The 26,800-nt window shown below is 60.1% G+C and carries 31 protein-coding genes; 17 read left to right on the top strand and 14 right to left on the bottom strand.

The window, feature by feature from the left end; genetic code table 11:
• The first annotated feature begins 3 nt into the window (after window positions 1–3).
• From AB4N53_RS11465 to AB4N53_RS11455, 3 genes are all read left to right on the top strand, one after another.
• Complete coding sequence (locus AB4N53_RS11465; RefSeq protein ID WP_460120573.1) at window positions 4–609, top strand: arylesterase; 606 nt, start codon at window positions 4–6, stop codon at window positions 607–609.
• Between the two features lie 57 nt (window positions 610–666).
• The gene (locus AB4N53_RS11460) at window positions 667–960 is read left to right on the top strand and encodes a hypothetical protein (protein ID WP_039759936.1); all 294 of its coding nucleotides are present in this window, start codon (window positions 667–669) and stop codon (window positions 958–960) included.
• Window positions 961–1,155: 195 nt separating this feature from the next.
• Complete coding sequence (locus AB4N53_RS11455; RefSeq protein ID WP_024013783.1) at window positions 1,156–2,127, top strand: L,D-transpeptidase family protein; 972 nt, start codon at window positions 1,156–1,158, stop codon at window positions 2,125–2,127.
• 126 nt (window positions 2,128–2,253) lie between these two features.
• On the opposite strand, the gene oprI is transcribed toward AB4N53_RS11455, so the two are convergent.
• Window positions 2,254–2,505, bottom strand: a complete 252-nt coding sequence (oprI, locus tag AB4N53_RS11450; RefSeq protein ID WP_003183784.1) for an outer membrane lipoprotei OprI — start codon at window positions 2,503–2,505, stop codon at window positions 2,254–2,256.
• 640 nt (window positions 2,506–3,145) lie between these two features.
• Here oprI and AB4N53_RS11445 point away from each other — a divergent pair.
• Entirely contained in the window at window positions 3,146–3,427 is a 282-nt protein-coding gene (locus tag AB4N53_RS11445) for a GNAT family N-acetyltransferase (RefSeq protein WP_016770879.1), read from the top strand.
• 60 nt (window positions 3,428–3,487) lie between these two features.
• Here AB4N53_RS11445 and AB4N53_RS11440 read toward each other — a convergent pair whose 3' ends face one another.
• Together AB4N53_RS11440 and AB4N53_RS11435 are read right to left on the bottom strand one after the other, a co-directional pair.
• The gene (locus AB4N53_RS11440) at window positions 3,488–4,564 is read right to left on the bottom strand and encodes a 3-deoxy-7-phosphoheptulonate synthase (RefSeq protein ID WP_016770878.1); all 1,077 of its coding nucleotides are present in this window, start codon (window positions 4,562–4,564) and stop codon (window positions 3,488–3,490) included.
• 129 nt (window positions 4,565–4,693) lie between these two features.
• Window positions 4,694–5,137 carry a PilZ domain-containing protein gene (locus AB4N53_RS11435; RefSeq protein WP_039759926.1) on the bottom strand — a complete coding sequence of 148 codons (444 nt, stop codon included), beginning with the start codon at window positions 5,135–5,137 and terminating at the stop codon, window positions 4,694–4,696.
• On the opposite strand from AB4N53_RS11435, the gene AB4N53_RS11430 reads away from it, so the two are divergent.
• The 5 genes from AB4N53_RS11430 to cysB all read left to right on the top strand — a co-directional run bounded on the left by AB4N53_RS11430 (window position 5,136) and on the right by cysB (window position 9,093).
• A complete protein-coding gene (locus AB4N53_RS11430) occupies window positions 5,136–5,522 on the top strand; it encodes a thioredoxin family protein (protein ID WP_460120570.1) in 387 nt (128 codons plus the stop codon). The two genes, AB4N53_RS11435 and AB4N53_RS11430, sit on opposite strands and share 2 nt — an antisense overlap.
• A complete protein-coding gene (locus AB4N53_RS11425) occupies window positions 5,519–6,475 on the top strand; it encodes a putative 2-dehydropantoate 2-reductase (RefSeq protein ID WP_460120568.1) in 957 nt (318 codons plus the stop codon). Before AB4N53_RS11430 ends, AB4N53_RS11425 begins: the two co-directional genes overlap by 4 nt.
• A 22-nt stretch (window positions 6,476–6,497) precedes the next feature.
• On the top strand, window positions 6,498–7,403 hold the full coding sequence (locus tag AB4N53_RS11420) for a 5'-nucleotidase (RefSeq protein ID WP_039759920.1): 906 nt from the start codon (window positions 6,498–6,500) through the stop codon (window positions 7,401–7,403).
• Between the two features lie 98 nt (window positions 7,404–7,501).
• A complete protein-coding gene (locus tag AB4N53_RS11415; RefSeq protein WP_016770874.1) occupies window positions 7,502–8,005 on the top strand; it encodes a universal stress protein in 504 nt (167 codons plus the stop codon).
• A 113-nt stretch (window positions 8,006–8,118) separates the two neighbouring features.
• Window positions 8,119–9,093 (top strand): HTH-type transcriptional regulator CysB, encoded by a 975-nt coding sequence (cysB, locus tag AB4N53_RS11410; protein WP_016770873.1) that lies wholly within the window; start codon window positions 8,119–8,121, stop codon window positions 9,091–9,093.
• Window positions 9,094–9,102: 9 nt separating this feature from the next.
• Here the strand turns inward: cysB and AB4N53_RS11405 are convergent, their stop codons facing one another.
• The gene (locus AB4N53_RS11405) at window positions 9,103–9,585 is read right to left on the bottom strand and encodes a GreA/GreB family elongation factor (protein WP_042607891.1); all 483 of its coding nucleotides are present in this window, start codon (window positions 9,583–9,585) and stop codon (window positions 9,103–9,105) included.
• A gap of 2 nt (window positions 9,586–9,587) precedes the next feature.
• Window positions 9,588–10,001, bottom strand: coding sequence for a hypothetical protein (locus AB4N53_RS11400; RefSeq protein ID WP_460120565.1), 414 nt, complete (start codon window positions 9,999–10,001; stop codon window positions 9,588–9,590).
• 125 nt (window positions 10,002–10,126) lie between these two features.
• Here AB4N53_RS11400 and earP point away from each other — a divergent pair, with 125 nt between their 5' ends.
• Both earP and AB4N53_RS11390 read left to right on the top strand, forming a co-directional pair.
• Window positions 10,127–11,269 carry an elongation factor P maturation arginine rhamnosyltransferase EarP gene (gene earP, locus AB4N53_RS11395; RefSeq protein ID WP_460120563.1) on the top strand — a complete coding sequence of 381 codons (1,143 nt, stop codon included), beginning with the start codon at window positions 10,127–10,129 and terminating at the stop codon, window positions 11,267–11,269.
• Between the two features lie 48 nt (window positions 11,270–11,317).
• A complete protein-coding gene (locus AB4N53_RS11390) occupies window positions 11,318–11,887 on the top strand; it encodes an elongation factor P (protein ID WP_003226785.1) in 570 nt (189 codons plus the stop codon).
• A 184-nt stretch (window positions 11,888–12,071) separates the two neighbouring features.
• Here AB4N53_RS11390 and AB4N53_RS11385 read toward each other — a convergent pair whose 3' ends face one another.
• The 4 genes from AB4N53_RS11385 to AB4N53_RS11370 all read right to left on the bottom strand — a co-directional run bounded on the left by AB4N53_RS11385 (window position 12,072) and on the right by AB4N53_RS11370 (window position 15,357).
• Complete coding sequence (locus AB4N53_RS11385) at window positions 12,072–13,082, bottom strand: alpha/beta hydrolase (protein ID WP_460120561.1); 1,011 nt, start codon at window positions 13,080–13,082, stop codon at window positions 12,072–12,074.
• 36 nt (window positions 13,083–13,118) lie between these two features.
• Window positions 13,119–13,538, bottom strand: a complete 420-nt coding sequence (locus tag AB4N53_RS11380) for an organic hydroperoxide resistance protein (RefSeq protein ID WP_007940002.1) — start codon at window positions 13,536–13,538, stop codon at window positions 13,119–13,121.
• 331 nt (window positions 13,539–13,869) lie between these two features.
• Window positions 13,870–14,325, bottom strand: a complete 456-nt coding sequence (locus tag AB4N53_RS11375; RefSeq protein ID WP_460120559.1) for a MarR family winged helix-turn-helix transcriptional regulator — start codon at window positions 14,323–14,325, stop codon at window positions 13,870–13,872.
• Window positions 14,326–14,400: 75 nt separating this feature from the next.
• Window positions 14,401–15,357, bottom strand: coding sequence for a LysR family transcriptional regulator (locus tag AB4N53_RS11370; protein WP_460120558.1), 957 nt, complete (start codon window positions 15,355–15,357; stop codon window positions 14,401–14,403).
• Between the two features lie 112 nt (window positions 15,358–15,469).
• On the opposite strand from AB4N53_RS11370, the gene AB4N53_RS11365 reads away from it, so the two are divergent.
• On the top strand, window positions 15,470–16,216 hold the full coding sequence (locus tag AB4N53_RS11365; RefSeq protein ID WP_460120556.1) for a sulfite exporter TauE/SafE family protein: 747 nt from the start codon (window positions 15,470–15,472) through the stop codon (window positions 16,214–16,216).
• On the opposite strand, the gene AB4N53_RS11360 is transcribed toward AB4N53_RS11365, so the two are convergent.
• A complete protein-coding gene (locus AB4N53_RS11360) occupies window positions 16,206–17,060 on the bottom strand; it encodes a LysR substrate-binding domain-containing protein (RefSeq protein ID WP_172667885.1) in 855 nt (284 codons plus the stop codon). The genes AB4N53_RS11365 and AB4N53_RS11360 overlap by 11 nt on opposite strands.
• Window positions 17,061–17,157: 97 nt before the next feature.
• Here AB4N53_RS11360 and AB4N53_RS11355 point away from each other — a divergent pair, with 97 nt between their 5' ends.
• A complete protein-coding gene (locus AB4N53_RS11355; RefSeq protein ID WP_460120553.1) occupies window positions 17,158–17,379 on the top strand; it encodes a DUF1127 domain-containing protein in 222 nt (73 codons plus the stop codon).
• Between the two features lie 64 nt (window positions 17,380–17,443).
• Window positions 17,444–18,670, top strand: coding sequence for a winged helix-turn-helix domain-containing protein (locus AB4N53_RS11350; RefSeq protein WP_460120550.1), 1,227 nt, complete (start codon window positions 17,444–17,446; stop codon window positions 18,668–18,670).
• A gap of 89 nt (window positions 18,671–18,759) precedes the next feature.
• Here AB4N53_RS11350 and AB4N53_RS11345 read toward each other — a convergent pair whose 3' ends face one another.
• Window positions 18,760–20,106, bottom strand: coding sequence for a class II 3-deoxy-7-phosphoheptulonate synthase (locus AB4N53_RS11345; RefSeq protein ID WP_038861070.1), 1,347 nt, complete (start codon window positions 20,104–20,106; stop codon window positions 18,760–18,762).
• A 151-nt stretch (window positions 20,107–20,257) separates the two neighbouring features.
• Between AB4N53_RS11345 and AB4N53_RS11340 the strand changes: the two genes are divergently transcribed.
• The gene (locus AB4N53_RS11340) at window positions 20,258–21,013 is read left to right on the top strand and encodes a spermidine synthase (protein ID WP_217878617.1); all 756 of its coding nucleotides are present in this window, start codon (window positions 20,258–20,260) and stop codon (window positions 21,011–21,013) included.
• A 109-nt stretch (window positions 21,014–21,122) separates the two neighbouring features.
• On the opposite strand, the gene AB4N53_RS11335 is transcribed toward AB4N53_RS11340, so the two are convergent.
• Window positions 21,123–21,914 (bottom strand): crotonase/enoyl-CoA hydratase family protein, encoded by a 792-nt coding sequence (locus AB4N53_RS11335; RefSeq protein WP_460120546.1) that lies wholly within the window; start codon window positions 21,912–21,914, stop codon window positions 21,123–21,125.
• Between the two features lie 420 nt (window positions 21,915–22,334).
• Here AB4N53_RS11335 and AB4N53_RS11330 point away from each other — a divergent pair, with 420 nt between their 5' ends.
• A complete protein-coding gene (locus AB4N53_RS11330; RefSeq protein WP_039759894.1) occupies window positions 22,335–24,008 on the top strand; it encodes a DEAD/DEAH box helicase in 1,674 nt (557 codons plus the stop codon).
• A gap of 116 nt (window positions 24,009–24,124) precedes the next feature.
• Here the strand turns inward: AB4N53_RS11330 and AB4N53_RS11325 are convergent, their stop codons facing one another.
• Window positions 24,125–24,892, bottom strand: coding sequence for a DODA-type extradiol aromatic ring-opening family dioxygenase (locus AB4N53_RS11325; RefSeq protein WP_460120543.1), 768 nt, complete (start codon window positions 24,890–24,892; stop codon window positions 24,125–24,127).
• Window positions 24,893–24,996: 104 nt separating this feature from the next.
• On the opposite strand from AB4N53_RS11325, the gene AB4N53_RS11320 reads away from it, so the two are divergent.
• Window positions 24,997–25,653: a thiopurine S-methyltransferase gene (locus AB4N53_RS11320; protein WP_460120541.1), complete on the top strand. Its 657-nt coding sequence runs from the start codon at window positions 24,997–24,999 to the stop codon at window positions 25,651–25,653.
• A 172-nt stretch (window positions 25,654–25,825) separates the two neighbouring features.
• On the opposite strand, the gene htpX is transcribed toward AB4N53_RS11320, so the two are convergent.
• On the bottom strand, window positions 25,826–26,713 hold the full coding sequence (gene htpX / locus AB4N53_RS11315) for a protease HtpX (RefSeq protein WP_460120539.1): 888 nt from the start codon (window positions 26,711–26,713) through the stop codon (window positions 25,826–25,828).
• Window positions 26,714–26,800 lie beyond the last annotated feature (87 nt).

Below are 26,800 nucleotides of genomic sequence, written 5' to 3'. Positions count from 1 at the left end.
CCGATGCGTGTATGGTTTTTGAGTGCTGGCCTGGCCTTGATGTGCATGGCCCAGAACGCAGCGGCGGGTACTGTCCTGATCGTTGGCGATAGTATCAGCGCCGGTTTCGGCCTGGATACCCGTCTGGGGTGGGTGTCGCTGCTCGAGCAGCGGCTCAAACAGGAGGGTTTTGACGATAAAGTGGTCAACGCCTCTATAAGTGGCGACACCAGCGCCGGAGGCCAGGCGCGGCTGCCGGCGCTGCTTGCAGAGCATCAGCCGGAGCTGGTAATCCTCGAGTTGGGTGGCAACGACGGCCTGCGCGGGATGCCGCCAACACAATTGCAACAAAATCTTGCCTCGATGATCGACAGCTCACGCCAGAGCGGCGCAAAAGTGCTGCTGCTCGGCATGCAGCTGCCACCCAACTATGGCAAGCGTTACACCGATTCGTTCGCCGAGGTTTACGGCAAGCTCGCCGAAGAGAAAAACATCCCGCTGGTGCCGTTTTTTCTCGAAGGTGTCGGTGGTCATCCGGACCTGATGCAGGCTGATGGTCTGCACCCGGCTGCCGGGGCTCAGGGCAAGTTGCTGGAAAATGTCTGGCCGACGCTAAAACCGCTGTTATGAGGCTTTTCTAGAGGCAGGCTTTCGGCTAATGTGGCGCCCCCTAATTTGGAGCCCCCGATGCCGCGTCCTGCCTGGTCCCTGTTTGCCTACCAACTGATCGAGCCTGACGAGCAGCTGGACCTGTTCGCCTGCCAGGAAGTGCGAGTGCATCTGGTGACGCGTCAGCTGGAACTCGGTGGCTCGGCTGACCGCACGCTCTGCGGCAGTCTGTTGCCGGCGCAACCGCGCTGGTCGAATGTTGATCGGCGGGTGTTCCAGGATCAGCGCCTGTGCTCGCTGTGCCGGGCGATTCTCGAGTCGCAGAAGCGCGGTACGTCGCCGATCTGGCCTGAGCTGCGATTCGAACTTTAAGATCAAAAGATCGCAGCCTCGTTGCACTCGTCAGCTCCTACAGGGAATGCGTTGCAAATGTAGGAGCTGACGAGTGCAACGAGGCTGCGATCTTTCAGGGCGCGACACGGTCTATCGGCGTGTCTCCCGAATCCCCAGGCCGCAGTGTACAATCGCGCCCTTATACCCTTGATGATCATGCGAAGGATTTTCCGGATGTTGCCGCGCTTTCCTGCCGTCACCCGCTGCCTGTCACTTGCCGCCCTGTGTGTGGCCGGTCCCGTTGCTGCATTGGAGCTTCCCCTGCCACCGCCCGGCGAGGACATCGTCGGCCAGGTGCAGGTGATCAAAGCCAAGTACGAAGACACCTTCGCCGACCTGGGCACTACCTACGATCTGGGCTATTCGGAAATGGTTGCGGCCAATCCGGGCATTGATGCCTGGCTGCCGGGCGCCGGTACCGAGATCGTCCTGCCGACGCGCTTCATCCTGCCGCCGGGCCCGCGTGAAGGCATCGTCATCAATCTTGCCGAATACCGTCTCTATTACTACCCGAAAGGCCGCGACGTGGTGTACACCTTCCCGCTGGGTATCGGCCGCGAGGGTTGGGGCTCGCCGATCGCGCACACGTCGATCATCGCCAAGACACCGAACCCGACGTGGACGCCTCCGGCTTCGATCAAGGCCGAACACGCCGCTGACGGTGATCCGCTGCCGAATGTGGTGCCGGCCGGTCCTGACAACCCGCTGGGGCCGTTCAAGTTCACCCTCGGCACACCGGGCTACCTGATCCACGGTTCGAACAAGAAGTTCGGCATCGGCATGCGCACCAGCCACGGCTGCTTCCGCATGTTCAACAACAACGTGCTGGAAATGGCCGGCATGGTCCCGGTGGGCACCTCGGTGCGCATCATCAACGACCCGTACAAGTTCGGTCGCAGCGGCGGCAAGGTCTATCTGGAAGCGCACACGCCGCTCGACGACAAGGGTAATCCGTCGGTGGTCGACAAGCACACGGCGGTGATCAACGCGATGCTCAAGCGTGAAGACATCACCAGCAACCTGCGCATGAACTGGGATGTGGTGCGTGATGTGGTTGCGGCCGAAGACGGCCTGCCGGTAGAGATCGCCGTGCCGAATACTTCGGCGCCGATGGTCAGCAGTGCGCCGATCGATCTGCAACAGTAAGCGCTGACAGGAAACCCGCCGATGCGAGCAGCGCCGGCGGGTTTTTTAGTGCCCGAAGAAAAGCACCGGGCACAAAAAAGCCGACCCGGAAAACCGGATCGGCTCGATAACAATCCCGAGGGATTATTACTTGCGGCTAGCTTTTTCCAGCATGCGCAGAGCACGCTCGTTAGCTTCGTCAGCAGTCTGTTGTGCTTTTTGAGCAGCAGCCAGAGCTTCATCAGCTTTACGGTAAGCTTCGTCTGCACGAGCCTGGGAGCGAGCAGCTGCGTCTTCAGTAGCGGTCAGACGTGCTTCGGTTTCTTTCGATGCGCTGCTGCAACCGGTAGCCAGAACTGCGGCCAGAGCCAGAGCAGAGAATTTCAGAACGTTGTTCATCGTGTTCCCCTTCAAGGACTTTCAAATTAAGTGGCTGTCTCCTCACGATTGAGGAAATAGCCGGCGTACATACTACCCATTACTTGTAGTAAGTAAACTGACGTAGCGCAAGAAGCAAAAAAAATTGTAGGCGTTGATTCTTTTTCGAGCAACTTTTAACTGCGCTGTATAAAAAATATCCAGCTGCAAGCCCCGGCGTGAGCGACTCAAACGAAAAAAGTTCCCGCCCTCGCGCGCTGTTTTTGCGACTTTGGCTAAAGTCTTTCTAAATGAATTCGTCCACACTTTTGTTCAGGTTCTGCGAAGCGCTTCGCGTATCTTTGTTGATGTTCAGGTGACTTTAAAAAAGGTTGCACGTCTTAAGTCTCAACATTCCCGGCAATGTACAGGCAAGCGGCACGCAAAGATTGTCTTGCGACCGAACATGCGAGCATCGAAGCCCTTGAACGCAAACCGTCCGATGACGAGCGTACCTTGAGCATTTTCGCCAATGGAGCCTACTATTCAGCAGGTGTCAGATTGCGCGAGATCGGTGTGGCTCTTCTCGGTGTCCATCAGACACGGGGTGGCGTAGATGTTCCTTCGCCGGGAAAACATCGGTAAGGTAGGGGTCACAATCCAAGACCCGCGAGGAGTAGTGATGAGCGAGGCGTTGTCCATCCACCATGACCAGGCTGGTCATCAATTCGAGACCACTGTGGACGGTCATCGTGCTTACCTGACCTACATGGATCTGGGCAAGCAGACCCTGGATATCTATCGCACCTTCGTGCCCAATGCCCTGCGCGGCCGTGGCATTGCCGCAGCGCTGACCGAACGCGCGCTGCAATACGCTGAAGAAATGGGCTACACGGTGATTCCGTCATGCTCCTACGTCGAGCGCTATATGGAACGCCATCAGCGTCGCGCCGCGAAGATCTGAACCGCACACACGAAAACGCCGGACAATGTCCGGCGTTTTTTTATGCGCGCAAAACGCAGCTTACGTGCGCTGACGCTTCGGCAATACGTCCTTGAGCTTGGCGTGCATGCTGCGCAAGGTGTTTTCGGTAGCGGACCAATCGATGCAGGCATCGGTGATCGACACGCCGTATTGCAGGTCGGCGAGGTCTTTCGGAATTGCCTGGCAGCCCCAGTTCAGATGGCTTTCGACCATCAGGCCGATGATCGACTGGTTGCCTTCGAGGATCTGGTTGGCGACGTTTTCCATCACCAGCGGTTGCAGGGCCGGGTCCTTGTTGGAGTTGGCGTGGCTGCAATCGACCATGATGTTCGGCTTGATCTTCGCCTTGTTCAGCGCCTGCTCGCACAGGGCCACGCTGACCGAATCATAGTTAGGCTTGCCATTGCCGCCACGCAGCACCACGTGACCATAGGCGTTGCCTTTGGTGGTGACGATCGACACGCCACCCTCCTGGTTGATGCCGAGGAAACGGTGCGGGCTGGACACCGACTGCAAGGCGTTGATCGCCACGGTCAGGCCGCCATCGGTGCCGTTCTTGAAGCCGACGGCCGAAGACAGGCCGGAAGCCATTTCGCGGTGAGTCTGCGATTCGGTGGTGCGTGCGCCAATGGCCGACCAGCTGATCAGATCCTGCAGGTACTGCGGAGAGATCGGGTCGAGGGCTTCGGTCGCGGTCGGCAGGCCTTTCTCGGCCAGGTCGAGCAGCAACTGACGACCGATGTGCAGACCGTCCTGGATCTTGAACGAGTCGTCCAGATACGGATCGTTGATCAGACCTTTCCAGCCGACGGTGGTACGCGGCTTTTCGAAATACACGCGCATGACCAGGTAGAGGGTGTCGGAGACTTCCTCGGCGAGCACCTTGAGGCGATCGGCGTATTCGTGGGCAGCCTTGATGTCGTGAATCGAGCACGGGCCAATCACGACGAACAGACGGTGGTCGGTGCCATCGAGAATGTTGCGAATGACTTCGCGGCCCTTGGTGACGGTGCGCAGGGCAGCGTCGCTCAGGGGGATATCACGCTTGAGCTGATCGGGAGTGATCAGGGTCTCGTTAGAGGCGACGTTTAGGTCGTTGATCGGTAAATCAGCCATCGTTTACTCGTCAGGTCACGGGTGCCGGCCGCCAGCGATCCCCGCGCGGCGGAGCACAGCAGATTTAGCGCGTCGGGGGAGCCGAACCTTAGCGCGTCAGAGGCGGCTCGACAATGGGCAAACCGTGCTTTAGTCCAGCGCTGGCTGCGCAAAAGCCTTGCGCAGGTTGTCGTGGGAGAACTCTTCGGCGTGCTCCTCGACCCATTGCAGGGCCAGCGCCTGAATATCCTGCAAGTCATCGTGGCTATCCTGCATGCGTGAATAGCGTTCGATCTGACACACCTGCTCACCCATTCGCGCGCTGAACAGGGTCTGTTCGTCAGTGAAGGCAATGCCCACCAGATAGCCTTTTTTGCGGCGCAGACACCAGGCCACATAGCCCGGATAGCAGAAGTCGGCATTCAGCGTCGGCATGCGCACTTGCAGTGCAGTGCCATGGCGCCAGGCGCGGTGGTAATTGCAAGCGATGCCGCCGAGGCTGATAGTGTGCAGCTGTTGTCTGGAAATGCATTCAGGCTTGAGTAACGTCAATTCAACCGGCACTTCGTCCGGATGAGGAATGAAACGTCCCATGAGCACAGACTCCCTGTGTCGGCCATCTGACATTGTTTCTCCCAGTATAGTGGTCGAATCCGAGCTGACCGACTTCGACGCCGACCAGCGGCTGCTGGCGATGCGCGGGGTTTCTCTGGTTATCTTCACCAGCGTCGGCTGCGCCAGTTGTCGCTATGCCCGTGAAGTGTTGCCGGGCATGCCGCTGGCGATCGATCGGCTGTGCTGGATCGACGCCGGCAACAACGGCGGCCTGGTCGAGCGTTATCAGGTGTTTCATTTGCCGGCGCTGTTTGTGGTGCGCGACGGTGAGTTCTTTGGTGCGGTGCACGCTCGCCTGACGGTTGAGGAACTCAACCAGGCAGTGGCGCAGGCGCTGGGACGTACAGCAGAGGAGTTGCCATGAGCGAGACAGTCAGCAAACCGGTGGTGGGGATTATCGGTACCGGTGCGATCGGTGGGTTTTACGGGGTGATGCTGGCGCGTGCCGGTTTCGATGTGCATTTCTTGTTGCGCAGCGAATTTTCCGCAGTGGCTGAGCGCGGTTTGCAGATCAACAGTGCGGTGCACGGCCCGATGACGCTGCATCCGGCCAATGCCTATAGCGCCGCCGAAGACATGCCGCCGTGTGACTGGCTGCTGGTCGGCACCAAGACCACCAGTAATGCCGGTCTGGCCCCGGCGATCATTCAAGCCGCTAAACCCGATGCAAAAGTGCTGTTGCTGCAAAACGGTCTGGATGTCGAAGACAGCCTGCGGCCGCTGTTGCCGGATTCGCTGCATCTGCTCGGTGGTCTGTGCCTGATCTGCGTGCATCGCGAAGGCCCGGGGCAGATTACCCATCAGGCCCTTGGCGCGGTCAATGTCGGCTACCACAGCGGCTCGGCCATCGATGAAGTAGCGCGCATGGCGATTGTCGAGGAGGGCGCCGGGCTGTTCCGTGCCGCCGGCATCGACTCTCAAGCGATGGTCAACCTGCATCAGGCACGCTGGCAGAAACTGGTGTGGAACATTCCCTACAACGGACTCTCAGTATTGCTTGGCGCGGGTACTGAAGCGCTGATGAGCGACGCCGACAGCCGCGTGTCGATTCAGGCATTGATGGCCGAAGTGGTGCAGGGTGCCAAGGCCTGTGGTTACGAGATCCCGCCAGGATATGCCGAGTACCTGTTCACCATGACGGAAAAAATGCCCGACTACTGGCCGAGCATGTACCACGACTTTGCACACAAGCGTCCGCTGGAACTGCAGGCGATCTACGCCCGGCCACTGGCGGCGGCGAAAGCGGCGGGGTGCGAGTTGCCGCGCATTGAGGCGTTGTATCGCCATTTGGGGTTTATCGACCGACGCAATAGATAAGTCGGTTGTTCTGGGGGAAGGCATGGCCAATAACATCGATGACAAACTGGTGCTGGCGATTTCCTCGCGCGCCTTGTTCGACCTGAGCGAAAGCCACAAGGTCTACCTGTCGAGCGGCGTAGAAGCGTATCGGCAATATCAGATCGAGCACGAAGACGAAATCCTCGCGCCGGGCGATGCGTTCCCGCTGGTGGAAAAACTCCTGAGCCTGAACAGCCGTCTCGGCCGTGCGCGGGTCGAGGTGATTCTGGTTTCCCGTAACAGCGCCGACACCGGGCTGCGGGTGTTCAACTCGATTCATCATTACGGCCTGGCGATTTCTCGCGCGGCGTTCGTCGGCGGGCGCAGTCCGTATCCGTATCTGAAAGCGTTTGGCTGCGACCTGTTTCTCTCGACTCACGCCGAAGACGTGCGTGCAGCACTGGACGCCGGGTTCGCCGCTGCAACGATTCTGTCCGGTGGCGCCAGTCGCGCCGCCAGTGATGAATTGCGCATCGCCTTTGACGGTGACGCGGTGATTTTTTCCGACGAGTCCGAGCGCGTCTATCAATCCGGAGGGCTGGAAGCGTTTCAGGCAAAGGAGCGCGAGTCGGCGCGTGAGCCATTGCGTGGCGGCCCGTTCAAAGGCTTCCTCGCTGCGCTCAATCTGTTGCAGCGCGAGTTTCCCGATGACGACTGCCCGATCCGCACCGCGCTGGTCACTGCGCGTTCGGCACCGGCGCATGAGCGGGTCATCCGCACACTGCGCGAATGGGATATCCGTCTCGACGAGTCATTGTTTCTCGGTGGCCTGACCAAATCGGCGTTCCTCGAAGCCTTCGCCGCTGACGTGTTCTTCGATGACCAGACCGGCCATTGCGAACTGGCGCGCGAAGTGGTCGCGACCGGCCACGTGCCCCATGGCATCAGCAACGAACCGTCGATCTAGGGCCTTTTTATTCAGGACGTTGCGTCGCACGTCGTACTCGCCAAGGCACTGCTAAGCTGAATCAATCTCCGCCATCGTTGGCTTGCGAGGAGGTCCCGATGATTCGCTCAATGCTGTATGCCACCGACCTCGGTCTGTACGCACCGTTCGTGATGCAGCATGCTCTGGCGTTGGCGCGCACCTTCAATGCCGATCTGTATGTAGTACACGCGGTGGAACCCATGGGGCTGTTTGCCGAGTCGGTGCTGCAAAGCTATCTCGACGAACAGGCATTGAACGAATTTCATAGTCAGGGTCTGAAAACAGTCATCGCCAATATCGAGCAACGGGTGCTCGACAGCTTTCGCGAAGAACTGGGGGACGACGGTGAGCAGGATCTGCAGCGCATTCGCGCGGTGCGCGTGCTGCAGGGCGATCCGTCGCAGGTGATTCTCGATCAGGTGCACAAGCTTTCGGTCGATCTGCTGATTGTCGGCAGTCACAGCCATGGCGTCGGCGCGGAAACACCGTTGGGGCGCACGGCGGCGCGGGTCCTGCAATTGGCCAAGGTGCCGGTTTATCTGGTGCCCTTGATGGAGCGCCGGCGGCGTGAGGATCGCTGAACCAGGAATAATGGCGTTTTGATAAAAAAGTTCTAGATTTATTATTCAAACCATTAATATAGTTATATACCGTCGCTGATGCCCGTGGCGTCTACCTGCTTTGAGGGATTGATATGAAGCTTCAACAACTGCGCTACATCTGGGAAGTGGCGCACCACGACCTCAACGTTTCCGCTACCGCTCAAAGCCTGTACACCTCGCAACCGGGTATCAGTAAGCAGATCCGCCTGCTGGAAGACGAACTGGGCGTCGAAGTCTTCGCCCGCAGCGGCAAGCACCTGACCCGCGTCACCCCGGCCGGCGAGCGCATCATCACCACCGCCGGTGAAATCCTGCGCAAGGTTGAAAGCATCAAGCAGATCGCCCAGGAATTCTCCAACGAGAAAAAGGGCACCCTGTCGATCGCCACCACTCACACCCAGGCCCGTTACGCGCTGCCGCCGGTGATCAGCAATTTCATCAAGCAATACCCGGACGTGGCGCTGCACATGCATCAGGGCTCGCCGATGCAGATCGCCGAAATGGCCGCTGACGGCACCGTCGATTTCGCCATTGCCACTGAAGCGCTGGAGTTGTTCGGTGATCTGGTGATGATGCCGTGCTACCGCTGGAACCGCTGCGTGGTCGTACCCCACGGCCACCCGCTGACCAAGCTGCCGAAGCTGACCCTCGAAGCGCTGGCCGAATACCCGATCGTTACTTACGTGTTCGGTTTCACCGGCCGTTCCAAGCTCGACGAAGCCTTCAGCCATCGCGGCCTGACGCCTAAAGTGGTGTTCACCGCTGCTGACGCCGACGTGATCAAGACTTACGTGCGTCTGGGTCTGGGCGTGGGCATCGTCGCTAAAATGGCGGTCGATACCAAACTCGATAACGACCTGGTGGTGCTGGATGCCAGCGAGCTGTTCGAGTCGAGCATCACCAAGATCGGTTTCCGTCGCGGCACTTTCCTGCGTGGCTTCATGTGCGACTTCATCGAGAAATTCGCCCCGCACCTGACCCGCGAAGTCATGGCGAAGGCCATTCAGTGCCACAACAAGCAAGAGCTGGAAGAGCTGTTCGACGGCGTTGAACTGCCCGTTCACTAAGCTCCCGCTTCAGAGCACCTCGGTGACAGCAAACTGTTGCCGGGTGCCCGCCACCAGAATCTCCACCTCATCGCCCTCGAACTTGCCCAGCAGGCTTTTGCCCAGCGGCGAGCGCGGGGTGATGACGGTGATCGGCTGACCCACCACGTCGACTTTCAGTCCCGCCGCATCCGGCGCCAGAAACAGCCATTGCTCGCGACCCTTTTCGTCCTCCAGACCGAGCAGGGCGCCGACTTCGATGCCGCGATTTTCATCGTAGGCACGCAACGTCAGGTTCTGGCACAGCGCCAGTGACTGACGAATCTCCTCAACCCGTTTCGCCTGACCCGCCGCCAGATACGACGCTTCCAGCCCCAGCGTGTCGTACTTGTTTTCGGCGATATTTTCTTCGTGGGTCGCGGTTTCGTAAGCGGTTTGCGCGGCGCGTTCGGCGATGTCGAGGTCGATGCGCAGCTTGTCGAGAATCAATTGGTGGACGCTGTGTTTGTTCATGATCAATCGCAGAATTGCAAAACGTTGGCGCGGCTCTTTTCGGTCGGCGCGGTCTGGTCCTGCTGCAGCCAGAACTGGCATTTCGGATTGGACGCATTGCGCGAATTGGCGCGCGCCTGATCCAGTCGGGCTTGCTGTTCATTCTTGCGCAGGTTTTCTTCGTACTGTTGGAACATTGGCGTTGGCGGCGGCGCAACGTCTGGCTGTGGCTGGATGGTTGCTGGCGGATTGGTCGATTGCTGCACCGCTTGAGCCACCTGGGCCAGTTGCTCGGGGAAGATGAAGCGCGAAAACAGCCAGCAGGTCAGCGCAATGGCGAGGAAGCCCAGCCACAGGCCCAGCGCAATGCTGCCGGTCAGCTGCAGCACGCTAAGCTGAACAGGCAATGGACGACGCGAATTCGGGCGATAGGGCATGGCGGCCTCCTGGCGGATGGTTGCGGGCAAGTGGCGATTGTCGCACGAAGATTAATCGCCGTCGGCTCTTCTGCGCGAGCGCATTTATGCGGACAATCGAGGTTTTTTGCCAACGGGAGAACGGCATGCCTGAAGCGAAACCCCGCTGGGATATTTTCTGCACCGTAGTCGACAATTATGGCGACATCGGTGTGACCTGGCGCCTGGCCCGGCAACTGGTGGCCGAACATGCCTTGCCGGTGCGCCTGTGGGTGGATGATCTGCGCGCGTTCGAGCGCATTTGCCCAGAGATCGATATCGATCTTGCGCAGCAGTGGCAGCAGGGGGTCGAGGTGCGTCAGTGGCCGAGCGAATGGCTGCACGCCGACGCTGCCGATGTCGTCATCGCCGCCTTCGCCTGTCAGTTGCCCGCCGACTACATGGACAGCATGGCCGTGCGTGAAACGCCACCACTGTGGCTCAACCTCGATTATCTCAGCGCCGAAGACTGGGTCACCGGTTGCCACGGCTTGCCGTCGGTGAAATACAAATCGGTGCAGAAGTTCTTCTTCTTTCCGGGCTTCAAGCCGGGCACCGGAGGCCTGCTGCGCGAACGCGGACTGCTCGAACAGCGTCGGCAGTTTCAGCAGGATCGGCCGGCCCAGCGACATTTCCTGCAAGCCTTGGGTATCGATCCTGCTCCGAACGCGCAACTGATCTCGCTGTTTGCTTATGAAAACCCCGGGTTGGCCAGTTGGCTGGATGTGCTGGCGGCCGATGCACGGCCGACCCACCTGCTGGTGCCCGAAGGGCGGATTCTCGGCGATGTGGCGCGCTGGCTGGAGGTGGACACCCTGGCGGTCGGCGCGATTCACGTGCGCGAGTCTCTGACCGTGCAAGTGCTGCCGTTCGTCCGTCAGGACCAATACGACCATCTGCTGTGGTGCTGCGATTTCAACGCGGTGCGCGGTGAAGACTCGTTCGTTCGCGCGCAATGGGCGGGGCGGCCGATGCTGTGGCACATCTATCAGCAGGACGACGACATCCATCTGGACAAGCTCGATGCTTTTCTTGCGCTCTACACTCACGGCCTTTCGCCCGCTGCGGCGCAGGCGATGAACGGTCTGTGGCGAGCGTGGAGCGCCGGGCAACCGATCGGCGAGCACTGGCTGGCGGTGCGAAATCATTGGCCTGAACTCGAGGAGAACGCCGAAGCATGGTGTCTGGAACAGGCCTTGCAGGCTGATCTTGCCACGGCGCTGGTACAGTTTTATGTAAATTGGATATGATACGCGGCCTAGATTTTTGTAAATCCCATCCAAATTCGGATATTCGCAATGAAAACTGGTAAAGAACTCAAACCCGGTACCGTGATCCGTATCGACAACGATCCTTGGCTGGTTCAGAAAGCTGAATTCACCAAGTCGGGCCGTAACAGCGCGATCATGAAGACCAAGCTGAAGAACCTGCTGACCGGTTACAAGACCGAAACCGTTTACGGTGCGGACGACAAACTGGACGACGTGATCCTGGATCGTAAAGAAGCCACCCTGTCGTTCATCAGCGGTGACACCTACACGTTCATGGACACCACTGACTACACCATGTACGAACTGAACGCCGAAGACATCGAAAGCGTTCTGCCTTTCGTTGAAGAAGGCATGACCGACGTTTGCGAAGCCGTGTTCTTCGAAGAGCGTCTGGTTTCCGTAGAACTGCCGACCACCATCGTGCGTCAGGTTGACTACACCGAAGGTTCCGCTCGCGGTGACACTTCCGGCAAGGTGATGAAGCCTGCCAAACTGAAGAACGGTACCGAGCTGTCGGTTGCCGACTTCATCGAAATCGGCGACATGATCGAGATCGATACCCGCGAAGGCGGTTCCTACAAAGGCCGTGCCAAATAAGCACTGCTTTTTGCGGAAAGAAAAAACCCGACCATTGAGTCGGGTTTTTTTGTGCCTGCGCTTTGCGTTTCACACCGATCCGATGTGGGAGCGAGCCTGCTCGCGAATGCGGTGTGTCATTCAATCAAGCGCTGTCTGACTGGACGCTTTCGCGAGCAGGTTTGCTCCCACAATGGGACTGTGGTTATTTCAAGTGTTGCTTCAGTTCTTCAGACGCCTGCAACATCGCCGAACGCACCGCCGGTACCTGGCTGACCACGTTGAGCAAACCGTAATCGTGGATCATGCCGTTGTAGCGCACCGACGTTACCGGAACCCCGGCCTCATCGAGTTTGCGCGCATAGGCTTCGCCTTCGTCACGCAACACGTCGGCGCTGGCAGTCTGCACCAGTGCAGGCGGCAGACCTTTGAGTTGCGCGGTGGTGGCGCGCAGTGGTGAGGCGTAGATCTCGTTGCGCTGCCTGGCGTCGGTGGTGTAGTTGTCCCAGAACCACTTCATCATGTTGCGGGTGAGGAAGTGCCCTTCGGCGTACTGGTTGTACGAACCGGTGTCGAAGTTGGCATCGGTCACCGGCCACAGCAACACCTGGAATTTGATCGCCGGTGTGCCTTTGTCCTTGGCCATCAGCGCTACCACTGCGGCCATGTTGCCGCCGACGCTGTTGCCGGCCACGGCCAGGCGCTTGCCGTCGACATTGATCTCTTTACCGTGTTCCGCCACCCATTTGGTCGCAGCGTAGGCCTGGTTGATCGCCACCGGGTAATGCGCTTCCGGCGAAGGCGTGTAATTGACGAAGACCGCCGCTGCCCCCGAACCGACCACCAGATCGCGCACCAGACGTTCGTGAGTCGGGAAGTCCCCCAGCACCCAGCCGCCGCCGTGGAAGAACATGAACACCGGTAGCTCACCCTTGGCCCCGGCCGGCCGGACGATGGTCAGGCTCAGCGGTTGACCATCGACCTGGATGGTCTTCTCGCTGACATCGGCTTTGGGCAGCGTCAGTTTGACCCCGGACTGCGCGCCGACCAGCACGGCGCGAGCATCCTTGGGCGACAGTTGCTCAATCGGCTTGCCGCTGCCTGAATTCAGCGCATCGAGGAATGCCTGGGTGTTGTGTTCGACGTCACCGGCAAAAGCGCTGTGCACCGACAGGGCGAGAAGGGTACCGGTCAAGACTTTGCTGAAAGTGTTCATGTTCAATTTCCTTGTTCGGGCCGGGGGCTTGAGTGATTACACGGTCACGTGCAGGCGCACATCGACGTTGCCACGGGTGGCGTTGGAGTACGGGCAGACCTGGTGAGCGGCGTCGACCAGCGACTGCGCGTCGGCTTGTTCCAGACCCGGCAGGCTGATGTGCAAATCGATGTCCAGACCGAAACCGCCAGGGATCTGGCCGATGCCGACATGGGCGGTAATCGACGCGTCGTCAGGAATCTTGCGCTTGGTCTGGCTGGCGACGAATTTCAGTGCGCCGATGAAGCAGGCCGAGTAACCGGCAGCGAACAGTTGCTCAGGGTTGGTCGCCGCGCCGCCAGCACCGCCGAGTTCTTTCGGGGTGGCCAGTTTGACGTCGAGTACGTTGTCGCTGGAGATCGCACGACCGTCACGGCCGCCAGTGGAAGTTGCGATTGCGGTGTAGAGAGTTTGCATGGTGTGAGCCTCATTGGTTGTGGTTTTGCGCGCTAATTGTTTGCGCGCTAAGTAGGTGTGAAGAGAATGTATAGCGCTAATGTTTAGTGCGCAAGATAAATTTTCGAAAAGAAGCGCGTTTTGCTTAAAGGCAGGGTATGGAAGGGGAGCGTGAGGCTTGATTTAGAGCGCTTGGCGAGGAAATTCAGGCGTGAAAAATATTTTTTGTTGGCGTTGAAATCAGTGTGGGAGCGAGCTTGCTCGCGAAGGCGCCGTTTCAGGCGACATCCGCTTCGACTGATGCACCGCTTTCGCGAGCAGGCTCGCTCCCGCAGGGGGGATGTGGTGGGGCTTAATTCAGGCTGTCTTGCAGATGTCCGCGCAGCGCTTGCAGCTCGGCCTGCAACTTCTGCAGACGCTCCAGGGTGAAACCACTGGCGCCAAGAATGCACTGCGGCACGCTCTGTGCCTTGTCGCGCAAGGCGCGGCCCGCTGCGGTCAGTTCGACAATCACCACCCGCTCATCTTCACGACTGCGGGTGCGGCTGAGCAGGCCTTCGGCTTCCAGGCGTTTGAGCAATGGCGTCAGGGAGCCCGGATCGGTCAGCAGGCGTGCGCTGATTTCTCCGACAGTCAGACCGTCCTTCTCCCACAACACCATCATCGCCAGATACTGCGGATAGGTCAGGCCCAGCGCCTGCAACAGCGGCTTGTAGACCTTGGTCATCATCAGCGAGGTCGAGTGCAGGGCGAAGCACGCCTGATTGTCGAGGAGAAGGTCGTCGCAGTTGTCGCTTTCGGAAGTCATGTCAAAGCCTTGATCGTTGATCGTTTTTTAATCTAGCGCTCGAATCTTTAAGGCGCCAGATAAATATGTCCGGTGTCAGTGCCGGGCGAATTGCCGTTGCAACGCCAGATCCCATGGCGGCACCGGGCTGAAGCGGCTTTTCAGGTATTCCAGCAACAACCGACTGCGCGAATGGACCTGCTGTTCCATGCGCAGCGCGTAAATGCCGGTGGACTCCGGCGGCGGCAGGCCATTTTCACAAAACAGCGGCACCAGTTCGCCACGCAGCAGGTATTCGCTGGCCAGCCAGGTTGGCAAGTGTGCGACGCCCAGACCCGCCGCCGCGCCACACGCAAGGGCTTCGGCATTGTTGGCGCTCAGGCGCACCCGCGATGGCCGGTGCAGTTGCATTTGTCCGTCCACTTCGAATTTCCAGGCAAAGGGCGGCGCAAGGCCTTCCCAGTCGAGCCCGTCGTGTTCACTCAACTGCGCCGGATGCTCAGGCACGCCACGCTGCTTGAGATAGTCAGGGCTGGCGCAGGCCACGCGGACCATGCTCGCCAGTGGCGTGGCGACCAGGCGCGAATCAGCCAACTGCCCGGTACGCAGCACCAGATCGACCTTGCCCAAGCTGCTGCCGGCCATGTCGCTGAAGCTGTCGATCAGATGCATCTGCACATCCAATCCCGGATACAGCAAGAGAAAGTCGGCAATCACCGGCGCCAGATGTCGCCGCCCGAAGGCTGCTGGCGCATCGATGCGGATCAGGCCTCCCGGTGCGCTGCTCAACGACACCGCCTCGGCACGCGCCAGTTGCAACTCGGCGATGATCCGCCGCGCCCGTTCGGCAAAGGCCAGTCCGGCCGAAGTCGGCAGTACGGCGTGGGTGCTGCGTACGAACAGCTGGCTGCCAACAGCACTTTCCAGGCTGTCGATGCGTCGCGCCACGGCGGAAGGTGTCAGCGGATGACGGCGCGAAGCGGCAGAAAAGCTGCCACTCTCCAGCACATCGAGGAACAGACCGAGTTGATCGGTCAATTGATTGGGATTCATGCGAAACCACGCTTGTGCAAAATCGGCACAGCCATTGTGCGTTGCTGTGCGTTTCCCCGCTAGGCGCGAGTGCGTAGCATTGGTTGCCTGTCGTTAGAGGATTACCGTTGTGATGGATTTTCTGTTGTACCTGCTGTTCGGCGCTGCCCTTGGCACATTGGGCGGGATCTTTGGCATTGGCGGTGGCTTGATTGCGATTCCGTTGCTCGGCGTGTGGTTTGGGCTTGATCAACAGATCGCCCAAGGCACGGCGCTGGTGATGGTCGTACCGAACGTGATGCTGGCGCTGTGGCGTTATCACCAGCGCATTCGCATCGAATTGCGCCACGCACTGCCGCTGGCGGTGATGGGTTTCTGCTTTGCCTGGCTCGGCTCGATCTGGGCGGTGGGCATCGATGCGCAGACCATGCGCATCGGCTTTGTTGCCTTTCTGGTGGCGCTGTCGGCTTACAACCTGTTGAAGATGTTCGGCCCGCGCCCAGCGCCGACTGCCGAGATGCGCTATTCGTGGCCGTGGCTGGGCGTGCTCGGCGCCGCCTCGGGAACCATGGGCGGTTTGTTCGGCGTCGGCGGCGCAGTGGTGGCCACACCGGTACTGACCAGCCTGTTCGGTACCAGCCAAGTGGTCGCTCAAGGATTGTCGCTGGCGCTGGCCCTACCGAGCACCGGGGTCACACTGGTGACTTACGCCGTACACCACGAAGTAGACTGGATGATCGGCCTGCCTCTGGCGGTCGGTGGTCTGCTCAGCATTAGTTGGGGCGTGAAAGTGGCCCACGCCATGCCGGAAAAAATTCTGCGTGGGCTGTTCTGCGGGTTCCTGGTGCTGTGTGCGGTGATGCTCGCGTTTAAAGTTTGAAGCCCTCGACGATGTGCTCGGCCAGGCACTCGGTGATCGGCGACGGATTATTCAGATTGCGGATCAGCATGATGCTCGCCTCGGGCAACAGCGGCAGATCTTCAGCGGCGCCGAGGATGCGCATGTCCGGGGTGATCAGGCTCTCCAGTTGCGCGGTGATCGCCAGCCCCGCGCTGACCACGGCCATCAGCGCCGACAGGCTGCTGCTGTTGTAGGCGATGCGGTAATCGCGGCCCATCGCGTCCAGCGCATTGCACGCCCACAAGCGGCAGAAACAATCACTGTTGAACATCGCCAAGGGCAGCGGCGTCTGTTCGTGAGCGCTGAAATTCTGCGCCTCGGCCCAGACAAAGCGCTCCTTGCGCAGCAACTGGCCGATCTCGTTGCCCGGTTCACGGGTGACGATCGACAAATCCAGATCGGTGCGTTGCAGCAACTGTTTGCTTGATTCGCAATGCACCTCGATCTGGATCAGCGGATAGAACTGCGCGAACCGCGACAGGATCCCCGGCAGAAAACGCATCACATAATCATCCGGCGTACCAATGCGCACGGTGCCGACCATGTGCGGTTCGCGCAGGGTGTTGAACACCTCACTGTGCAGTTTGAGTATGCGTCGCGCGTAACCGAGCAGCACCTGGCCCTCAGCCGTCAGCCGCACCTGACGGCCATCGCGCTCGAACAGTTGGCGCTGCAACACGTCTTCTTCCAGGCGTTTCATCTGCATGCTCACCGCCGACTGGGTACGGTTGACCATCTCGCCAGCACGGGTGAAACCACCCTGATCGGCAATCGCGACGAAGGTGCGCAGGACATCGGTATCGATACTGGGGTAGGCGGACAATTGATGAATCTCCGTGATGCATGCCATCAGAAACATTCGTTGGATTGATCTTAGCGCCGGCGCGAGACTTGAGCCATCCACAAAAGGAGGCAAGACGATGAAAGGTCAAAGAGAGTATGTGAACGAAGAACAGCTGGCCGGCCATGGCCATATCGTGTCCGATCTGCTGCACAAATTCAGCCGTTGGTATGAGCTGCACCGCGAGCGGGAAATGCTCGCCGGTCTGAGCGATGAGGCGTTGAAAGACATCGGCATCAGCCGCGCCGATGTCGAACACGAAACCGTGCGGCCGTTCTGGGACGACCCGATGCATAAATGATGAGGCCATCGCTACACAAACCCCTTTCAGGTGAGGTAGGTTGCGAGCAGACATGGAGGAATAAATGCCCGCGACAGTGTCCTTTTCCCTCAAACAGGCGCGACGTCTGGCGCTGGCTGCCCAAGGGTTCAACGGGCGCCAGCCGCCGAACGTCAACGCCAATCATCTGAACCGGCTGATCGAACGGCTGGGCCTGCTGCAAATCGATTCCGTCAATGCCGTGGTGCGCTCGCACTACCTGCCGCTGTTTTCCCGTCTCGGTCCCTATCCTTCCGACTTGATCGACCAGGCTGCCTGGAGTTCGGGGCGTCGGCGCACGCTGTTCGAATACTGGGGCCATGAGGCGTCGTTGCTGCCTCTGTCGATGTTTCCGTTGCTGCGCTGGCGCATGCAGCGCGCCAGACGCGGCGAGGACATCTACCAGCAATTGGCAAAGTTCGGTCGCGAACAACAGGACACCATTCGCCGCGTGCTGACTTCGGTAGAGGAGCGGGGCGCATTGGGCGCGGGCAGTCTGTCGACCCGCGAGGACAAGGCCGGGCCATGGTGGGACTGGAGCGCTGAGAAACATGCACTGGAATGGTTGTTCGCCGCCGGTGAGGTCACAGTGGCGGGGCGACGCGGTTTCGAGCGCTTGTACGATTTGCCCGAGCGGGTGATCCCGGCAGAGATTCTGCAGCAGCCCGTGCCGGACGAGGCCGAAGCGCAACGCAGTTTGCTGTTGCATGCGGCGCAAGCATCGGGCGTTGGTACGGAAAAAGACTTGCGTGATTATTTTCGCCTGAGCCCTGCGGATGCGCGGCCGCGTCTGGCGGAACTGGTCGAGGCAGGGCATTTGCAGATGTGCGAAGTCGGCGATTGGCGGCAGATTGCCTATTGCCTGCCGGAGCCCAAAATCCCGCGCAAGGTCATTGCCAGTGCGCTGCTGTCGCCGTTCGATTCGCTGATCTGGGAGCGCAGCCGCACCGAGCGCCTGTTCGATTTCCGCTATCGCCTGGAAATCTACACACCGCAGCCCAAGCGGGTTTACGGCTATTACGTGCTACCGTTTTTGCACAACGAACGCATCGCCGCGCGGGTTGATTTGCGTGCCGAACGGGCAGCGCAGCAGTTGGCGGTGCATGCGGTGCACGAAGAAGAGCCAGGGCTGGACGAGGAGGGGATGCTGGCGCTGGCGCTGAATCTGCGGCGGATGGCGGGTTGGTTGGGGCTTGAGCGGGTGCAGTTGAATTGTCAGCGCGAGAGTGCGGTACGGTTGCGGAGGGTATTGGCGCAGATTGAGGGTGCCTGAGCCGGTCCTTTCGCGAGCAGGCTCGCTCCCACAGGGAAATGCATTGCAAATGTGGGAGCGAGCCTGCTCGCGAAGGGAGGCGACGCGGTCTAGCGCCGGACTTGCTTCAGAGTCTCGGCAATCAAAAACGCCAATTCCAGCGACTGATCAGCATTCATCCGCGGATCGCAGTGGGTGTGATAACGGTCGGACAAGCCATCCTCGGTAATCGGCCGTGCGCCGCCGATGCACTCGGTGACGTTTTGTCCGGTCATCTCGATGTGAATGCCGCCGGCATAGCTGCCTTCCGCTTCGTGCACCTGGAAGAACTGCTTCACCTCGCCAAGGATCTGCGCAAAATCGCGGGTCTTGTAGCCGCTGCTGGCCTTGATGGTGTTGCCGTGCATCGGGTCGGAGCTCCACAGCACTTGCTTGCCTTCGCGCTGTACTGCGCGGATCAGTGCTGGCAGGTGATCGCCAACCTTGTTCGCGCCCATCCGTGCGATCAGGTTCAAGCGGCCCGGATCGTTGTCCGGGTTGAGCACGTCGATCAGACGGATCAGATCATCAGGGTTCATGCTCGGGCCGACCTTGACGCCGATCGGGTTGTTCACCCCGCGCAGGAATTCGACATGCGCGCCGTCGAGCTGGCGGGTGCGGTCGCCGATCCACAGCATGTGCGCCGAGCAATCGTAGTAATCGTTGGTCAGGCTGTCGCGGCGCACGAAGGCCTCTTCGTAGTTCAGCAGCAACGCTTCGTGGGCGGTGAAGAAACTGGTTTCGCGCAGTTGCGGCGAGCTGTCCATGCCGCAGGCGCGCATGAACGCGAGGGTTTCATCGATGCGGTCGGCGAGGTGGCTGTACTTCTCGGCCAGCGCCGAGTTGGCGATGAAATCCAGGTTCCACTTGTGCACTTGATGCAGGTCGGCAAAGCCGCCCTGGGCAAAAGCGCGCAACAGATTCAGGGTCGCCGTGGACTGATGGTAGGACTGCAGCAAACGCTCCGGATCCGGCACGCGGCTCTTTTCGTCGAAGCCGATGCCGTTGACGATATCGCCACGGTAGGCCGGCAGGGTCACGCCGCCGATGGTCTCGTCGTTGGCCGAACGCGGCTTGGCGAACTGACCGGCCATGCGCCCGACCTTGACCACTGGGCAACCGGCAGCGAAGGTCATGACGATTGCCATTTGCAGCAACACTTTAAAGGTGTCGCGGATCTTCGCGGCGGAGAATTCGGCGAAGCTTTCCGCGCAATCGCCGCCCTGCAACAGAAACGCGCGACCCTGGGTAACTTCTGCGAACTGGCGGCGCAGCTCGCGCGCTTCGCCGGCGAACACCAGCGGCGGATAGCTGGCCAGAGTCTGCTCGACCTGGCGCAGGTGCGCGGCGTCGGGGTATTGCGGTTGTTGCTGGATCGGCAGGGCGCGCCAGCTGTCAGGGCTCCACGGTTGGCTCATCACGGTCTCGAAGTTCGTACGCAGGGAAGCGCCATGTTAGCAGCAATTAGTGCGTGACCTGCTCCCGCCCCATCGCCGACAATCGCCGCTTTGCCACGGCCCCACAGCGGTGCCATCGCGTCACCGCGCCCGGTGACCATCAGGAGACGAAATGACTGAGGAGCGCGTCGAGCATCTGCTCGCCGAAGTACAGGATGAGTTCGGCGTGATTCGCGTGCTGGAAGTGGCCGATTACCGCTTCCTCGAGTTCGGCGATGCGATCGAGCAGAGCTGCGTGTTCACTGCCGACCCGAGCTGGCTGGAGTACGACTACACCCGCGCCATGCTGATCGGCGCGCTGTGCCACGAGCAGCCGGAGAGCGCGCTGTTTTTGGGTTTGGGTGCGGGCACGCTGACTCAGGCTTGCCTGAAGTTTCTGCCGCTGGAAGACGTCGAAGCCATCGAACTGCGCCCGGACGTGCCGCGCCTGGCCATCGAATATCTCGGCCTGGATGACGATCCGCGTTTGTACATCCGCGTCGGCGATGCGCTTGAGTTGCTGCCGACTGCCGAGCCGGCGGATCTGATTTTCGTCGACCTCTATACCGATGTCGGCCCCGGTGTCGGCCATCTGGCGTGGAGTTTTCTCGGTGATTGTCAGAAGCGCTTGAATCCGGGCGGCTGGCTGGTGATCAACCAGTGGGCCACCGACGACGGCAAACCGCTGGGCGCGGCGTTGTTGCGCGGGCTCTATCACCGACACTACTGGGAGTTGCCGGTGAAGGAGGGCAACGTGATTCTGATTGTCCCGGCCGATCTCGATCAGACGCTGGACATGCAGGCGCTGACCCAACGGGCCGAAGCGCTGGCGCCGCAGTTGGGGTATTCGTTGCAGTCGTTGATCAACGCGATTCGCCCGGCGACGTAAGTCGGCAGTACCGCCCCCTTCGCGAGCAGGCTCGCTCCCACATTTGAAATGCATTCTCCCTGTGGGAGCGAGCCTGCTCGCGAAGAGGCCCTGACAGGCAGCAGATTCTTCAGATGCCTTTGAAGATCCCAGGACGCCGCTCCACCAACGACCGCACCCCCTCCCGGGCATCTTCCGTGGCCAGCAACTTCTTCACTAGCGCCGGTAACGCCTGCGCCGCCGCTGTCTCACCGTCATAGCGCGCCTGTCGCGCCGACAGCAAAGTTGCCTGCACACCCAACGGCGCCTGCCGCGCAATCCGTTCGGCTAGCTCAATCGCCCTTGGCAGCAAATCCTCACTGGCCATCACTTCCTGCACCAGGCCCAGATGCAACGCATCGTGGGCATCGAACTCATCGCCGGTGAGCAACCAGCGCATCGCATTGCCCCAGCCGGCGATCTGCTGAAAACGCAAAGTCGCACCACCGAAAGGAAAGATCCCACGCTGGACTTCCATCTGCGCGAAGCGAGTGTTGCTCGCGCACAGGTTGATGTCCGCCGCCAGCATCAGCTCGATGCCGATGGTCAGGCAGTAACCCTGCGCGGCGACGATGACCGGTTTGCTCACTCTCGGGCCGACGAAAACACCCCAGGGATCGCAACCGCCGCTCGGAACCTGCCAGCCTTCGGCCAGTGCGGCGCTGGCATTGACCAGATCGAGCCCGGCGGTGAAGTGCTCGCCGTGGCCGAATACCACGGCGACCCGCGCTTCGCCGTCGGCTTCGAACTCGCCGTAGGCCAGGCTCAGGTCGTTGAGCAGGTCGATATCGAAAGCGTTGCGCTTGGCCGCCCGATCGAGGCCGATCAGGTGCACGTGACCACGACGTTCTCGGCTGACGCGCCCGGCGCAGGGCTGATTCATGACGAAATCCTCGAGCAGGAAGGGCAGGGTGCGCGGCGCTTTGCCGCAGGTCGGTGAACCGTTTAAGCGTCATCGCCCGCAGGGCCGGGCCTTTGCAAAATAGACCGTTGCGCGATTATCCGCAAAACCCCGTTACACGGCGGTGACACACCGATAAGGGCCACAAAAAAAGCTCCCTTTTCGGGCGAAATCCGGTATAGTGCGCGCCGGCCTTTAACCGGGCCGCGTTTAGGTAGCGCATTTCCCGAAGTCAGCTTCGGCTGCACGTCCGCATTGCGGGCTCTTCCTTGACGATTCATCTTCATTCATTCGTTTTCGCAAATCCCCGCCGACAAAGCTGCCAGGGCGACTCTTGAGTCTCAACACGGCATGCGCAGCTTTGGAGCATGGGTCTTTGCGGATGCACTTAGAGGCAGACCCATGACCCAGGAAACCGGCGGATTCGCCGCTTTTAATCTCAACCCGAATATTCTTGCAGCCGTCGCAGCGACCGGCTACGAAGAGCCTTCGGCGATTCAGCAGCAATCGATCCCGATCATCATGGCCGGCCAGGACATGATTGGCCAGGCGCAAACCGGTACCGGTAAAACCGCCGCGTTCGCACTGCCTATTCTGCACCGCATCGATCCTGCCAAGCGCGAACCGCAAGCCCTGATCCTTGCGCCAACCCGAGAGTTGGCGCTGCAAGTAGCAACCGCTTTTGAAACCTACGCCAAGCAAATGCCAGGCGTTACGGTCGTGGCCGTCTACGGCGGCGCGCCGATGGGCCCGCAACTCAAGGCAATCCGTAATGGCGCACAGATCGTTGTCGCCACTCCGGGTCGTCTGTGCGACCACCTGCGTCGCGACGAGAAAGTCCTGTCGACCGTGAACCATCTGGTTCTCGACGAAGCTGACGAAATGTTGAAGCTGGGCTTCATGGATGACCTGGAAGTCATCTTCAAGGCTCTGCCAGCGACCCGTCAGACCGTTTTGTTCTCGGCGACCCTGCCGCAGTCGATCCGCGCCATTGCCGAACGCCACCTGCGCGATCCGCAACACGTCAAGATCCAGACCAAGACCCAGACCGTTACCGCGATCGAACAGGCTCACCTGCTGGTTCACGCTGACCAGAAAACCTCGGCCGTGCTCAGCCTGCTGGAAGTCGAAGACTTCGACGCATTGATCATGTTCGTACGCACCAAGCAGGCCACTCTGGACCTGGCCAGCGCCCTCGACGCCAAAGGCTACAAAGCCGCCGCGTTGAACGGTGACATCGCCCAGAACCAGCGTGAGCGTGTGATCGACTCGCTGAAAGATGGCCGTCTGGACATCGTTGTGGCGACAGACGTTGCTGCCCGTGGTCTCGACGTTCCGCGTATCACTCACGTATTCAACGTTGACATGCCGTACGACCCAGAGTCCTACGTGCACCGTATCGGTCGTACCGGCCGTGCCGGTCGCGAAGGTCGTGCGCTGCTGCTGGTGACTCCGCGTGAGCGCCGCATGCTGCAAGTGATCGAGCGTGTAACCGGGCAGAAGGTTGCCGAAGTACGTCTGCCGGACGCTCAGGCAGTTCTCGATGCGCGCATCAAGAAACTGACCAACAGCCTGTCGCCGCTGGTGGGTGATGCCGAATCGACCCACGGCGAGCTGCTTGATCGTCTGACCGCTGACATCGGTTGCACCCCACGTGCACTGGCCGCTGCGCTGCTGCGCAAGGCTACCAACGGTCAAGCACTGAACCTGGCGGCGATCGAGAAGGAACGTCCACTGGTGCCGAACAACGCACCGCGTGGCGACCGTCCTGAGCGTTCCGGTGATCGTCCTGATCGTGGTGACCGCGAGCGTCGCGCGCCAATGCCATTGGGCGAAGGCCGTGCTCGTTGCCGTACCGCGCTGGGTGCGCGTGACGGTATTGCTGCGAAAAACCTGCTGGGCGCCATCCTCAACGAAGGCGGTCTGGCCCGTGAAGCGATCGGTCGCATCCAGGTGCGTGACAGCTTCAGCCTCGTCGAGCTGCCGGAAGAAGGTCTGGAAAAGCTCCTGACCAAACTGAAGGACACTCGCGTGGCCGGTAAGCAGCTCAAGCTGCGTCGCTACCGCGAAGATTGATCCGCCCTTGGGTTGATTGATCGCACATAAAAAATCCCCGACTGGTTCGGGGATTTTTTTTGCCTGTTTATCGGGCGACACAACACTCTGTGGGAGCTGGCTTGCCAGCGATAACGTCAGCCGAAGCGATAAATATCCATACCCAGCGCACCCATCGTAAAGCCCTGATGCGCCACGTTGAAAACCCCTCCGGCAGCGCGAGCAAAATACAACGGCAACAAATGCTCATCACTCGGGTGGCTACGCACCGCATTCGGCGCCTGCTGGCGATAATCATGCAGCGCCGTCTCATCGTCAGCGGCCAGCTTGTCGATCATCCAGTCACGAAACTCACGTGCCCACGGTTCAATGCTTTCCGGCCCGGCATGCCAGTCCAGCTCGCGCAGGTTGTGGGTAATGCTGCCGGAACCGATCAGCAGAGCGCCTTGTTCACGCAGGCTCGCCAGCGCACGGCCAACCCGCGTCTGCAACGCCGGCCCGCCACGACTCGGCAACGAGACTTGCACCACCGGAATGTCGGCCTGCGGATACATCAACGACAGCGGCACCCAAACACCATGATCGAACGGTCGTTGCGGATCGAGCCGCGCTGGCAAGTCATTGGCGTTCAGCAGCTCAGCCACTTCGGCGGCCAACTGCGGATTGCCCGGTGCCGGATATTGCACGTCAAACAGCGCTCGGGGAAAACCGCCGAAGTCGTGCCAGGTGTCCGGGTGCGGATGGCTGCTGACCAGCAGTTCCTGACTTTCCCAATGTGCCGAGACGATGACGATGGCTTTGGGGCGCGGCAGTTCGGTGGCCAGTCGCGCCAGTGCCGGGCCGCTGGCACCGGGTTCCAGCGCCAGCATTGGCGAGCCGTGGGAGATAAACAGGCTGGGCAACATGGACGGGCTCCTGAACGATTAAGATGAGCCATCTTCAGCCATATCATCGATCTGAATCTAATATAAGTTTCTGCGGTTTTTCATCGGTTTTTCGGGAGTGATCCATGCAGCCTGAGTTTTGGTACAAGAAATGGGATTCGAACCAGATCGGCTTTCATCAGCCCGCAGCCAATCCGTACTTGCAGCGCTACTGGTCTGACCTGGCGATTGCACCGTCGGCGCGTGTGCTGGTGCCGCTGTGCGGGAAAAGTCTGGATTTGCTTTGGCTTGCCGGGCAGAGGCATCAGGTGCTCGGGGTGGAGCTGTCGGAACGGGCCGTCGAGGATTTTTTCGTTGAGCACAAGATTGAACCGCAAATCAGCGAGCAGGGCGCATTCAAGGTGTATCGCAGTGATGCCGTCGAACTGTGGTGCGGAGATTTTTTTGCGCTGACGGCGGAAGATGTCGCCGATTGCACGGCATTGTATGACCGCGCCGCGTTGATTGCCTTGCCGGACGCGATGCGCCAGCGCTACACGGCACATCTGCAGCAGTTGCTGGCGTCGGGAATGAAAGGGCTGGTGATTACCCTGGATTACGATCAGTCGCAGATCCCGGGACCGCCGTTTGCGGTGAATGATGATGAGGTGCAGCGGTTGCTGGGCCAGGGGTGGCAGGTGGAGAAGCTGGAAGAGCGGGATATTCTGGCTGAGAGCCCGAAGTTTCTGCAGGGCGGGGCTGACTGGTTGGTTGAGCGGGTTTATCGGGTTTCTGCCAGATAGTTTTCTGTCAGCAGCTCCGGCGTCTTCGCGAGCAGGCTCGCTCCCACAGGGGAATGCATTTCAAAGGTGGGAGCGAGCCTGCTCGCGAATGGGACTTTGCTGACAACGCATGATCTGAAGAAACAAAAAAAGGCCCGCATCGCTGCGGGCCTTCTTTTTCACTTCGGTCAAATCAACCGTGACGACGCAGTGCGTCAATACGTTCTTCCAGCGGCGGGTGGCTCATGAACATGCGGGCGAAGCCCTGTTTGATGCCACCGTTGATGCCGAAGGCATTCAGGGTGTCGGGCATGTGCACCGGCAAGCCCTGTTCGGCGCGCAAACGCTGCAGCGCCCCAATCATCGCGCTGGTACCGGCCAGGCGGGCGCCGGCTTCGTCGGCGCGGAATTCGCGCTTGCGCGAGAACCACATGACGATCGCGCTGGCGAGGATGCCCAATACCAGCTCGGCGAAGATGGTCGCCACATAGTAGGCGATGCCCTGGCCTTCTTCGTTCTTGAAGATCACCTTGTCGACGAAGTTACCGATGATCCGCGCGAAGAACATCACGAAGGTGTTCACCACGCCCTGGATCAGCGCCAGCGTGACCATGTCACCGTTGGCGACGTGACCGATTTCGTGGGCCAGTACGGCTTTCACTTCATCGGGCGAGAAACGCTCGAGCAGGCCTTGGCTGACCGCGACCAACGCGTCGTTCTTGTTCCAGCCGGTAGCAAACGCATTCGCTTCGTAGGCCGGGAAAATCCCGACCTCAGGCATCTTGATCCCGGCTTCGCGGGACAGTTGCTCGACCGTTTGCAGCAGCCATTGCTCATGACGGGTGCGTGGCTGGCTGATGATTTGCGTGCCTGTGCTCATCTTCGCCATCCACTTGGAGATGAACAGCGAGAACAGCGAGCCGGCGAAACCAAAGACCGCACAGAAAACCAGCAGCTGACTGAGGTCGAGGTCGACCCCGTTGGCCGCCATGAACCCGTTGAAGCCGAACAGGCTCAGGGTGATGCTGGCTATCAGCACGACCGCCAGGTTAGTGGCCAAAAACAGCAGGATGCGCATCATGGTTGTAGAACTCTCCTCAAGCTAAAGATGTAGCGTACTGCGGGGTATATAAGGTGCGGCACCGGGCTATTCAACCGAGTGACTATT

Source organism: Pseudomonas sp. H3_E04 (genome assembly GCF_054668915.1).
The sequence above is the reverse complement of the archived record's forward strand: the minus strand, read 5'-3'. Positions and strand labels throughout refer to the sequence as shown.